Annotated in this window: 11 protein-coding genes and 1 pseudogene; 6 read left to right on the forward strand and 6 right to left on the reverse strand. The window is 40.8% G+C overall.

Features of this window, described 5'->3' with window-relative positions; all coding sequences use genetic code 11:
- Nucleotides 1–312: 312 nt before the first annotated feature.
- The gene (gene pdxR / locus AC1DPK_RS32435) at nt 313–1,743 is read left to right on the forward strand and encodes a MocR-like pyridoxine biosynthesis transcription factor PdxR (RefSeq protein ID WP_477512830.1); all 1,431 of its coding nucleotides are present in this window, start codon (nt 313–315) and stop codon (nt 1,741–1,743) included.
- 62 nt (nt 1,744–1,805) lie between these two features.
- Here pdxR and AC1DPK_RS32440 read toward each other — a convergent pair whose 3' ends face one another.
- Nucleotides 1,806–2,582 (reverse strand): YggS family pyridoxal phosphate-dependent enzyme, encoded by a 777-nt coding sequence (locus AC1DPK_RS32440; RefSeq protein WP_477512831.1) that lies wholly within the window; start codon nt 2,580–2,582, stop codon nt 1,806–1,808.
- 77 nt (nt 2,583–2,659) lie between these two features.
- Nucleotides 2,660–3,181, reverse strand: coding sequence for a pyridoxamine 5'-phosphate oxidase family protein (locus tag AC1DPK_RS32445; RefSeq protein WP_477512832.1), 522 nt, complete (start codon nt 3,179–3,181; stop codon nt 2,660–2,662).
- Between the two features lie 259 nt (nt 3,182–3,440).
- On the opposite strand from AC1DPK_RS32445, the gene AC1DPK_RS32450 reads away from it, so the two are divergent.
- Nucleotides 3,441–4,016, forward strand: coding sequence for a TetR/AcrR family transcriptional regulator (locus tag AC1DPK_RS32450; RefSeq protein ID WP_477512833.1), 576 nt, complete (start codon nt 3,441–3,443; stop codon nt 4,014–4,016).
- A gap of 51 nt (nt 4,017–4,067) precedes the next feature.
- On the forward strand, nt 4,068–4,526 hold the full coding sequence (locus tag AC1DPK_RS32455; RefSeq protein WP_477512834.1) for an SRPBCC domain-containing protein: 459 nt from the start codon (nt 4,068–4,070) through the stop codon (nt 4,524–4,526).
- A 281-nt stretch (nt 4,527–4,807) separates the two neighbouring features.
- Here the strand turns inward: AC1DPK_RS32455 and AC1DPK_RS32460 are convergent, their stop codons facing one another.
- Nucleotides 4,808–5,278: a MarR family winged helix-turn-helix transcriptional regulator gene (locus tag AC1DPK_RS32460; RefSeq protein WP_477512835.1), complete on the reverse strand. Its 471-nt coding sequence runs from the start codon at nt 5,276–5,278 to the stop codon at nt 4,808–4,810.
- 165 nt (nt 5,279–5,443) lie between these two features.
- Between AC1DPK_RS32460 and AC1DPK_RS32465 the strand changes: the two genes are divergently transcribed.
- Both AC1DPK_RS32465 and AC1DPK_RS32470 read left to right on the forward strand, forming a co-directional pair.
- Complete coding sequence (locus AC1DPK_RS32465) at nt 5,444–6,322, forward strand: SDR family NAD(P)-dependent oxidoreductase (protein WP_477512836.1); 879 nt, start codon at nt 5,444–5,446, stop codon at nt 6,320–6,322.
- A 349-nt stretch (nt 6,323–6,671) separates the two neighbouring features.
- Nucleotides 6,672–7,040 (forward strand): DoxX family protein, encoded by a 369-nt coding sequence (locus AC1DPK_RS32470; RefSeq protein ID WP_339203970.1) that lies wholly within the window; start codon nt 6,672–6,674, stop codon nt 7,038–7,040.
- 71 nt (nt 7,041–7,111) lie between these two features.
- Here the strand turns inward: AC1DPK_RS32470 and AC1DPK_RS32475 are convergent, their stop codons facing one another.
- The 3 genes from AC1DPK_RS32475 to AC1DPK_RS32485 are packed head-to-tail and all read right to left on the reverse strand — an operon-like array spanning nt 7,112 to nt 8,977.
- Nucleotides 7,112–7,477, reverse strand: coding sequence for a GntR family transcriptional regulator (locus AC1DPK_RS32475; RefSeq protein WP_477512837.1), 366 nt, complete (start codon nt 7,475–7,477; stop codon nt 7,112–7,114).
- Complete coding sequence (locus tag AC1DPK_RS32480; protein ID WP_477512838.1) at nt 7,477–8,130, reverse strand: ABC-2 transporter permease; 654 nt, start codon at nt 8,128–8,130, stop codon at nt 7,477–7,479. Before AC1DPK_RS32480 ends, AC1DPK_RS32475 begins: the two co-directional genes overlap by 1 nt.
- Entirely contained in the window at nt 8,123–8,977 is an 855-nt protein-coding gene (locus tag AC1DPK_RS32485; protein WP_477512839.1) for an ABC transporter ATP-binding protein, read from the reverse strand. Before AC1DPK_RS32485 ends, AC1DPK_RS32480 begins: the two co-directional genes overlap by 8 nt.
- Before the next feature lie 849 nt (nt 8,978–9,826).
- On the opposite strand from AC1DPK_RS32485, the pseudogene AC1DPK_RS32490 reads away from it, so the two are divergent.
- Nucleotides 9,827–10,376: pseudogene (locus AC1DPK_RS32490) on the forward strand (hypothetical protein); the annotation flags it as partial.

A 10,376-nucleotide genomic window follows, 5' to 3' on the forward strand; every position in this document is an offset into this window, starting at 1 on the left:
GCAGAAATTTGAATGCAGTATTGTCGTATGGAATCGGTTTGATATCAGGGTATGGTTTAGTTTACATAAGATAAAGCAGAGAGAGGGTCCATTTTTGTGTATTTAATGTATAAGCAGGGAAAACAGAGTTTAAAATAGAGTGTACTTGTCCGCTGAGTCAGCTGTTCCTGACTTAGCGGATTTTTTATAACTACATTGCTGGCGCAATTAGAAGCATGATAGTATTTCAAGTAATGGAATGTTACTAAATGGTTATTAGAAGATATTAATGCAATCCATAAATTAATCCGAATACAACTAGAGGTGAACAGGATGCTGAAAATTAACCGTGAAGACAAGCGCCCAATATGGCAACAACTGCTTGATCAAGCAATCCATAACATCACAACCGGCAAATGGCTGCCAGGCGAGTTGCTGCTGCCTTCTCGTGAACTCGCACTATTAGTGGGTGTCTCTCGTTCAACGATACAGATTGTTTATGAGGAATTATTTAGTCGCGGCTACACGGTTACTTCAAGGCGCGGCGGAACAAGGGTAAGTGACTGGACCAGCAGAACAAGTTTTACAGAGGATGTGAAACCCCAAGGGCCTAACACCCCAGAGTTACCTTTATTAAACGAAGCAGTCAGTCATTTGCAGAGCTGGTTTAGAGGCAAAGAATATCAAAATGTTGAGATCGATTTCAGCCCCCATGAGCCTTATTTGGATCAACATTTTCAGAAAAACTGGAGACACTCATTTTTGCAAGCCTCGAAAGAAACGGACCTGGACAGTTGGACATATGGCAACGCTTATGGTTTCGTTCCACTACGCGAACAGATTGGGCGCTATCTGTCACTCGAGCGAGGTGTTCACGTGCATATCGATCAAATTATTTTAACTTCGGGCGCACAACATAGCCTTGATTTGATCGCTCAAGCACTTTTAAATGAAGGAGAAACGGTTTCCGTAGAAGATCCCGGGTTCCCCGCCGCATGGATGGCCATGAAATATCGGCGGATGAATGTTGTACCTGTCCCTGTTGATGATTACGGATTACAGGTAGACCACATTCACCCACAATCAAAGCTTGTTTATGTTACGCCTTCACATCAGTGTGCAGTTGGGGTGATCATGTCGGAGCCCCGCAGGCAACACTTGCTGAATATGGCTGCTCAGCAGCAATTTTGGATTGTGGAAGACGACTATGACAGCGAATTTCGGTATCGCGGCGACCCGTTGCCTACGTTGTTTAGCCAGCAATCTCAGAACACATTGTATATGATGAGTTTTTCAAAAATGATTGCTCCTGGTATACGAATATCCGCAATCATTGGACCCCAAAAAGCCATTCGCCAGCTAGCACAAGTCCAAGAGCTAACTTATCGTCACCTTCCGATTATGGAGCAATTAACGCTTACACACTTTATTGAACATGGGTATTTCATGCGTCACATGAGAAGGGTCAGAAACGTATATCGGCGCAGACATGAAGCGATGTCGAAAGCCATTAGCTCATCTGGGTTAGGAGAACGTTTCAAGCTAAGCGGCGTAGAAACGGGATTACACATGTTTTTAGAAGCGGAAGACTCGTTTAACGAACAAGCCTTTACGAACCAAGCGTTAGAAAACGGAGTACGCGTTTATCCGCTTAGCCATTATTGTTTGGAAAGTAATCGAAAAGGGTGGGTGCTTGGTTTTGCTAAAGTAGATGAGTCAGCAATAACAAAAGGGATTTATCGTCTTGCGGAGATGCTGCTATAATTCGAACATCTCCGTCTCTTAGCTGAGTCAATCTGTCTCTGTATTTATGATCATGTTTCCTACTATTTCTGCTGAGCTTGTTTTATTCTACTCATTCTGGATGATTTTTGTGCGGTTTCATCCCAGTAATACTCATCCGGTAAATATCGCTTGCCAAATACGCTTGTCCCTACTCTTATAATGGTTGCCCCTTCTTCAATAGCAACCTTGAAATCCCCAGACATGCCCATCGAGAGAATATCCATTGTTACCCTTGGCAGCTTCTTCTCTATAATCTGTGATTGAATTTGTTTTAATAAGCGGAAGCAACGCCTTGTCTCGTCATTTGTAGCATTCAGTTTTCCAATAGTCATCAAGCCTTTAACATTTAATGTTTCAAAATGAGACAATTGTTGAACCAACTCCAGTGCAGATTCCGGTAAAACACCGAATTTGCTTTCTTCAAATGATGTATTGACTTGTACCAAGATATCCAAAGTTTTGTTTTCTTTAAGGAGCTGCTGATGCAAGGCTTTTCCGAGCTTCAAACGATCCACAGAATGAATGAGGGTGACATATTTAACAACGTCCTTCACTTTATTCGTTTGCAGATGTCCGATAAAATGCCATTCTACTTGGTTGTACTGCTGCATAAGCGGGAATTTCTCACGAAGTTCTTGAGCTTTATTTTCGCCAAATAATACCTCACCCGCTTGTATGGCAATGTGCAAATTTTCAAGCTGAACCGTTTTTGTCGCTAACAAAAGCTTCACTTCATCTTTCTTGCGTCCTGAGTGCAGGCAAGCCAATTCCATCTGATCCCTTACGGATCTAAGATTTTGTTCAACGAAATGAACCATGTTCGTTCAGCCTTCTTTCTGGAAACGCGCAGACTATGCGCAATGTTTTTTCTGTGTAGTCATCCATTATACTTTTTTTACTTGTACATTTTTTCTGCTTCAATTGGATTTTCTTTTGCTGTTATTTGATGGGGATCAATTCGGTACACCTGAACAGATGTATTGAAAACAGCAGACCTGTATTTATCTACATGCTGTTTGGACAAAGGGCGGTTATAATAACCAGGCACATATTTGTGGAGCATTTCCTGCAACATATATGTAGCTTCGTCCAGATCAACGATGAGCTCGGCCTTGCCGAAAATCATGACGCTCATATAGGCTGTGTCTGTCTTAGCCGGTACTGGATCAGTAATGGTTCCATATTCTTCACAAACCGTAAAACAAACCTCAGGGTTTACACTCATGACCTGATTGCGTCTCCCGCCTCCGGCACCATGAAAATAAAGCTTCTCATTTGCCCAAACAAAGTTGAGCGGAACAACATAGGGCAGCTGACCATCAACCATGCCTAGATGGCCAATTCGCGCTTTGCTCAGGAAAGCTTTAATTTTGTTGCTATCGAGCACCTCTCTAATCTTGTAACGAACCATATCCATTCTCAACCACTCCTTCAATACTGATTTATTTTCGCTAGCATATCAGTTATTGGAGTGAGTAAGTAGATCCAAAAATGCGTTTATCGAGCAATCCATATTTATTTGGTGGTACGAAAATTTCTATGGCATTGCAATCGGAGGAACAATGCGCCTGTTGACATTTCTGAAAGTTAACGATATTCTAAATGAAATTATGTTAGTGAGTACTAACTATAAAATTCTATGATCTACTATAATAAATGAGGATTTGGAGAACAGGATGACCACCGACAATAAAAGCAAGCTGATGCTGGCTGCAATCGATTTAATGGCTGAGAAAGGCTACAAAGGCGTATCAACGAAGGAGATAGCTGCAGTGGCAGGCGTTAGCGAGATGACCTTGTTCCGCAATTTTGGAAGCAAGCAAAATCTACTGGACAAAGCAGTCGATCATTATCATTATTCGATTGAAATGACTAAAATTTTTCATGAAAAAGTGATTTGGGATTTGAGAGCGGACTTGCTCATGATAAGCCAAATGTATCATGAGATCATGGATCGAAACCGTAAACTGTTTCTCATTGTTTTGAGTGACAACGAGCTGGCCGAGATTCGTGAGAAGGCGCAGAAGCATCCGCGGAAACTATTGGAGCTATTGACGAATTATTTTGCAGACATGCAGGAAAAGAACAAACTGATTGCAACCGATGCGGAAACACAGGCGATTACCTTCATGTGGATGAATTATGGCGCTTTCATAACACAGCTGTTTGGTGCGTCGTCCATCACTAAGGTGACCCAGCAAAATTTTATGCAATCGAGCATTGAATTGTTTGTTAGAGCTCTGACTCCGTAGTTTTTTAAGCATTAGTTAGTGAGTACAAACAACCATTTGGGAGGTGTTGCAATGAGCAATAAACAATATTCCGAATCAGGCAAAATAGTTGGTCAAACGGCATCGGTGGGTTATCAAGTTGGTGTTCGGAGAACGTTTCCGATTTCGCAAGAAGAGGCATGGGCGTTTCTTACCTCTTCCGAAGGGCTGAAATTATGGCTCGGCAGCCTATCTTTCTTAAATTTGCACAAGGGAGAGACTTTTACGACTTCTGAAGGTATTTCTGGCGAATTTAGGGTTGTAAAACCGTTTCAGCAGCTTCGCTTAAAGTGGGAGAAGAACGAATGGGAGAAACCTTCGACGCTGCAAATCCGGCTGCTATCCGATAACCCTGACAAAACAACGATCAGTTTCCATCAAGAAAATCTGGATCATCCGAATACGCGTGAACAAATGAAGCTTTATTGGGAAGATGTATTGATGGCAATTAGACTTAAGACAAGTGATTCCGTAAATGATGAAAGGAGATAATTAAATATGAATAAGCCCAGTCATATCAATCTTCGAGTAAACCATTTGGAAAGTTTGCTGTGCGATGAGGTCAGAGGTTAGGCTCCAAATAAACTTCATAAACAATAAACTAACCACTTCATCTGAAGTGGTTAGTTTATTGTTTGGTGGAGCCTTGCAAGGGGGCGATCCCAGAAGTTCGGTGAAGTGAAGGGCTTCGAAGGAAATATATCAAATGATCGAGCAAGCCCAATTAGGCGATTTTCTAGGTTCATGTCGTACATTTTTTAGCCTTGGCCAATTCAAAGGATCTCATTATTTTGCTCAAATCCATTAATGGACTTAAGCATTTCGATAAATGTATTAAGTTGTTGATTATCCCATTGGGATATGCGTTCATAAAAAACGTTTTCCTTATCCCGCAGAGCATCAAATGTTTTTTTGCGTCCAAGTTCTGTGAGAGTAAGAAGTATCGCTCGGCGATCATCCGGGGAGCCTTCCCTTTTTACATAACCCAAAATCTCTAGTTGTTTGACGAGACGGCTGACCGAGCTTCGGTCCATAGCAGTTGAATCTGCCAAAATAGAGGCGCTTGTTGGACCATGGGAGTACAGCCATCTCACAATATGGAAAGCCGCAGGTTGTATTGAGGAATCGAAATAAGCAGAAGTTCTGACATTCAGCGCATGCGAGGCGCTAATGAGGGCGTTAATTTGTTCGCCGAGCTTCAGCTCTAATTGTCCTCTCAGCGTGTCTTTACGTTCTTCATTCATTATTGGTACCACCTAACCTAGATTTTTCAAAGAAAGCACACTCTTTATTTAATTGACATATATCAATCACTTATATATAGTTGATATATATCAATTATATATTTTCAGCAATAAGATGTCAAAATGATCGTGAAAAACATGCAATCCTTATAAAGGAGAATGAAGATGACAGCAAATCCGATAATTGTAATTACTGGTGCTACAAGTGGCTTGGGGCAGCTTGTTGCAATCGAAATGGCTAAGCGAGGCGCTCATCTTGTTCTAACGGCGAGGAGTAAGAGTCGTGCAGAAGCAACTGAAAAAATGATCAAGGAGCGGACACCAACAGCTGAAATTAACTTTTTCTATGGTGATTTGTCATCAATGAAGGATGTCAATCGTTTGGGTCAAGAAATATCAGACGCAGTTCCTAAGATTGACGTGTTATTAAATAACGCTGGCCTTCATGCATTTGAACAGAGGATTACGTCAGATGGAATAGCAGAAATGATGGCTGTGAACTATTTTGCGCCATGGTTATTGACCCATCACTTGCATCATTCCTTGAAAAAAGCAGGAAGTGCAACTGTTGTTAATGTTGCTTCTGAGGCTTCTCGCCGTCATGGAGAGCTTAAGATACCGGCGGATTTACTTGATACAGCTCCTTTTACTTCTAGAGGCTCATCCGCGGTATACGGGAAAACCAAACTTTTAAATATTATGTTTACAGCTGAACTTGCACGTCAATGGGATGGAACAGGAATCAGCATACATGCACTGAATCCGGGATTTAATGTTACGGGTCTGGGAAGGGAACTATGGTTCGCCTCGATGCTGGAGCGTGTACTCCATTTCTTTCGTATTGGGGATCCGCGAAGAGGAGCCGATATCATTATTCGTCTAATGACTGATCCTAACTATCAGGGAAAATCGGGCGGATATTATAATGTTGGAGCCGGCGATCCCATAGTACCAGTGCATCCTGGGGGAATGAAGGAGATGCAAAGTAAATTATGGATTGATACATGTGATATTCTAAGGCAGAAAGGCTTCTTTGAAAGTTGATCGGAGCAGTGAAACTAACCATAGGAGGAGAGCGTTTAGCTGGCAGAAATCAGGGATCCTCTAAGCTCCACCATAATAAATAAATCAACCACGTCCATCGGACGTGGTTTTCTGTTCATTAGGTGAATAGCTAATGGGGAGATGCACCATTAAAATATTGCCAAAATAAAAGCGTCATGTTTTATGATGAGCTGGCATGCGGAGTATTAAGTATTCAAACCGTTAAATGGATAAAATTTTCATAAATTACATCGTAATAAATGCTTTACAAGACATATGTGGGTGTACTATTATGAAATAGGACACCGAATGGTGTCTGATTAGAAAATAGAAAGGATGAGTATTTTAAATGCATATACTAGCCATTGTTCTTCAAAGCTGGCTGCTTTTTTCCATGGCTTTTTTTGGAGGAAGCAAGATTGTTGGAGCAAAGCATCAGGTTGAACTGTTTGATTCGATTAAACTTCCTCAATGGTTTCGCGTCATTACGGGCTACGTTCAAATTGTTGCCTGCATAGGACTCATTGTCGGCTATTGGTATGCGGAGATTGCGGCATGGACCGCATTATTGGTAGGCGTCATGATGCTATTGGCGTGCCTCACACATTTCAGAGTTAAACATCCAATCGGAAAAATATTCCCTGCTATATTAAATCTTTTGATAGCTGCTGCAGTAGTGCTTTTATATGCAGATGAACTGTCCAATCTATTTGGGTAAGGATAGTGGGATTCACCAATAAAACAAATCAACCACGCCCATAGGTCGTGGTTGATTTGTTTTAAACCTATTCAATAAATTTCCTTCAAAAGCTCGAAAACTTCCTCTAAAGTAAGGCCGAAGGTTTTGTAATAGGAAGTGTCAAGAACCATTTGCTTCATAATCATTTCGTTGCGTTTTTGCAGCATCTCATCAAGGGAGAGCTCGGCTACAAAACAGCCTTTGCCGGTTACGGTATAAATCAAGCCAAGTCGTTCAAGTTCTTCCCACGCTTTTTTTACGGTAATGATACTAACACGAAGCTCTGTGGCGGCTTGTCGTATGGGAGGTAAGCTGTAACCATTTTCTAGTTCACCGTTTAGAATTTGTGCGCTAATTTGTTCAAAAAGCTGCTGATAGATCGGTTTATCAGAGGTATTCGAAATGGCTATGTTCATTATATTTCTACTTTCTCAAACCGTTTAATAGCAATACGATAAGCGATAAACGTACATATCGCAAATATGACGATGCCCATGATCAGGATAAATAGATGTGTTCCTAATTGATCAGTACCATTTCCTTTGAAGAGATCAGACACAAATGAATTCTGAATTCCGAGCCATTCTGCTCCTCCTGCAAACAGAATAGCAGCTGTAATAGAAACAATCGATGCTGCGCCGTATTTATAGGCTGTTTTATAATACATCGATATAAAGATAATGTTGAAGATCGCAATCATAACGAAGCATAGTCCCCAAAAACCAAAGGATGGTTTGAAAAAAAAGTAGATCAGATTCGGGTACAGGTGAACACTAATTATCCCATATATCATTGCAATAATGATATGCATTAATTCTAGGATAACAATAACAGATACCTTTGCTTTTACTATGTCTTTTTTGGTTACAGGCAGCATGTTTGTAAATATCAGATCATTCTGAGATTTATACCCTGCATGCATATTCGGTATCGTGATGAAACAAAAGTAAAGCAGGACAAGGAAATATAACCATGAGGGAATTAACATTAAGGCCCCTGTCAAAAAAGGCATGATATAAAAGAATGGGCTTACGCCTAGCTTTAATTCTTTCATCAGTAAATTATACATGCACAATCTCCTTTTTCGCGAAATAGATCATGATCTCCTCAAGACTAGGCAAAGTTGATTTAATATTCCAAGAGGGATCAAAGTCTTTAGTATGGATCAAGGCTGTAAAGCCGAATGAATTCTTTTTGTAGGCAATTAACTGGTCTTTTATCAAATCCAATTGTTCTTCTTTCCCGTTCACCAAGCGGTAGGTATCAATAAATTCTTCTTTCTCAGAGCTGTTGATAATATGTCCGTTATCGATAAAAGTAATATAATCGGCACATTTTTCCAAATCAGTTGTGATATGAGTGGAAAACAGGATGCTGATTTCACCATCTTCCACTAGTTCCTGAAAAATATCCAATAAATTGTCCCTTGCCACCGGATCAAGTCCGCTTGTCGGTTCATCAAGAATAAGCAGCTTTGCACCGTGTGATAAAGCGATGGCTAAGCTGTATTTCACTTTCATCCCGGTTGATAATTCAGCTATTTTTTTGTTTTCATTCAAATTAAATCTCTTGAGATAATTGTAATAGGCTTCATCATTCCAATTATGATAGAACTTTTTGATTACATTAGTTAATGTTTTGACTTTGTTTCGAGTATAGAAATTGATGTCACCAAAGGCAGAGCCAATTTCTTGTTTTAATTCGAGCTCGTGTTTGGTCATCTCCTTGCCCAAAATACTAATCTCGCCGCTATCCTTATGAATCAAATTCAAAATGGCTTTTATTGTCGTTGTTTTTCCTGCGCCGTTGGCTCCGATAAATCCCATAATATAACCCTTTTCCAGTTGAAAAGATACGTCTTTTAAATGAAAATGCTCATATTTTTTATTTAAATTTTTAATTTCTAACGCAAGCATATAATCATCTCCTTTGTAGATTGTGTATGTTGTGCATGCACAATATATCATTGAAGCCATTCGTATGTCAATAACAAGAAATTTATGGATGAGTTTGTTTGTTTCTTGTTTATCGTAGTTTGGTATACTTTTGTCGATTAAAGGCTAATCGAGTCGAATTGGCGAGAGGATTGACTTATTTCAGAAGGAGGGTTAGAAGAAGGCAATAAGCAATTGATGACCAAACTGTTTTGAAGGAGTGTCTAAGCGTGGTGGCGTTTTTTTGTATAGAATGCCAGGGGGACGATCTCCGGGATGCAGTCCGAGTGGGGAGTGAAAAGATTTCCAAGGAACAAAACATCATGTAATAAAATTCATTTTAGAACATTGGCCCATGCCCTATATGAATGTCCTTCATACGATATACAGTGCCTTATGTTAAATGACAGAGTAAGCAATTGCTCAATGAGAGATGTGATTATTTAAATTAAAAACGGAGCTTACCGGGTGATTTGTTTTTAAAGTGTGCGGAGTGTAAAAGCACATGGCTCAAGCAATCCGAAGCTGCTTAAAATAACACCAGCCCAAGATACTTGTTTATTTGGCGTGGCTTAGTCAGCGAAGATTCAAAACATCGATAAGCTAACCAAACTTTTTATTCTCAAATGGGCGAGACAAGCCAGCGGCGCTGACTCGTCCTTATTAATAAATAGTGTAGATGTGAAACCAGTTCTGGAGGGAAAACGGTCGTAGTCAGGGATGGGATCAAGGTTTAGTCTAATATGATATTGCCTTGGTTATCGCTGTTTAGGAAGGCTTTGTATAATGGCGTTCTGACATTATTTTGATTCATATGGTGCAGCTAAGGAGATGAGAACACTGAAGAAGATAACAGTAAAAAAACGTTTTGCTCGTTACAATCACAGGCATTTTCAATTTAGAAAAAAACGATGCCATAAGTGTAAGGAAAGGAATTGTAAGTGTGGTATTAGACAGGAAGTTATAGTAAATGTCAAAGCAAAGCGAAGAGCAGCGAGTGTTATAGGAGCAACAGGTGCAACGGGAGCAACAGGTGCAACGGGAGCAACAGGTGCAACGGGAGCAACCGGAACAACAGGAGCAACGGGAGTAACCGGAACAACAGGAGCAACGGGAGCAACCGGAACAACAGGAGCAACGGGAGCAACAGGAGTCACAGGGGCGACAGGAGCAACAGGTGATCCAGGTGTGACAGGATCAATAGGGGCAACTGGGGTTACAGGAGTAACTAGCCCAACAGGAAATCCAGGTGGGGCGACAGGTGAAACAGGATCAACAGGGTCAACAGGAGCAACGGGAGCGACAGGTGAAACAGGAGTAACGGGCGCATCAGGAGCAACAGGAGTAACGGGAGCGACAGGTGAAACAGGAGCAATAGGAG

This window comes from Paenibacillus sp. 01T424, from assembly GCF_056398745.1.

Coding starts and splice junctions, on each gene's coding strand:
- AC1DPK_RS32485 (WP_477512839.1), bottom strand. CDS start 8,977: ATGCTTGCGTTAGAAATTAAAAATTTAAATAAAAAATATGAGCATTTT.
- AC1DPK_RS32450 (WP_477512833.1), top strand. CDS start 3,441: ATGACCACCGACAATAAAAGCAAGCTGATGCTGGCTGCAATCGATTTA.
- AC1DPK_RS32470 (WP_339203970.1), top strand. CDS start 6,672: ATGCATATACTAGCCATTGTTCTTCAAAGCTGGCTGCTTTTTTCCATG.
- AC1DPK_RS32475 (WP_477512837.1), bottom strand. CDS start 7,477: ATGAACATAGCCATTTCGAATACCTCTGATAAACCGATCTATCAGCAG.
- AC1DPK_RS32460 (WP_477512835.1), bottom strand. CDS start 5,278: ATGAATGAAGAACGTAAAGACACGCTGAGAGGACAATTAGAGCTGAAG.
- AC1DPK_RS32445 (WP_477512832.1), bottom strand. CDS start 3,181: ATGGATATGGTTCGTTACAAGATTAGAGAGGTGCTCGATAGCAACAAA.
- AC1DPK_RS32455 (WP_477512834.1), top strand. CDS start 4,068: ATGAGCAATAAACAATATTCCGAATCAGGCAAAATAGTTGGTCAAACG.
- pdxR (WP_477512830.1), top strand. CDS start 313: ATGCTGAAAATTAACCGTGAAGACAAGCGCCCAATATGGCAACAACTG.
- AC1DPK_RS32465 (WP_477512836.1), top strand. CDS start 5,444: ATGACAGCAAATCCGATAATTGTAATTACTGGTGCTACAAGTGGCTTG.
- AC1DPK_RS32480 (WP_477512838.1), bottom strand. CDS start 8,130: ATGTATAATTTACTGATGAAAGAATTAAAGCTAGGCGTAAGCCCATTC.
- AC1DPK_RS32440 (WP_477512831.1), bottom strand. CDS start 2,582: ATGGTTCATTTCGTTGAACAAAATCTTAGATCCGTAAGGGATCAGATG.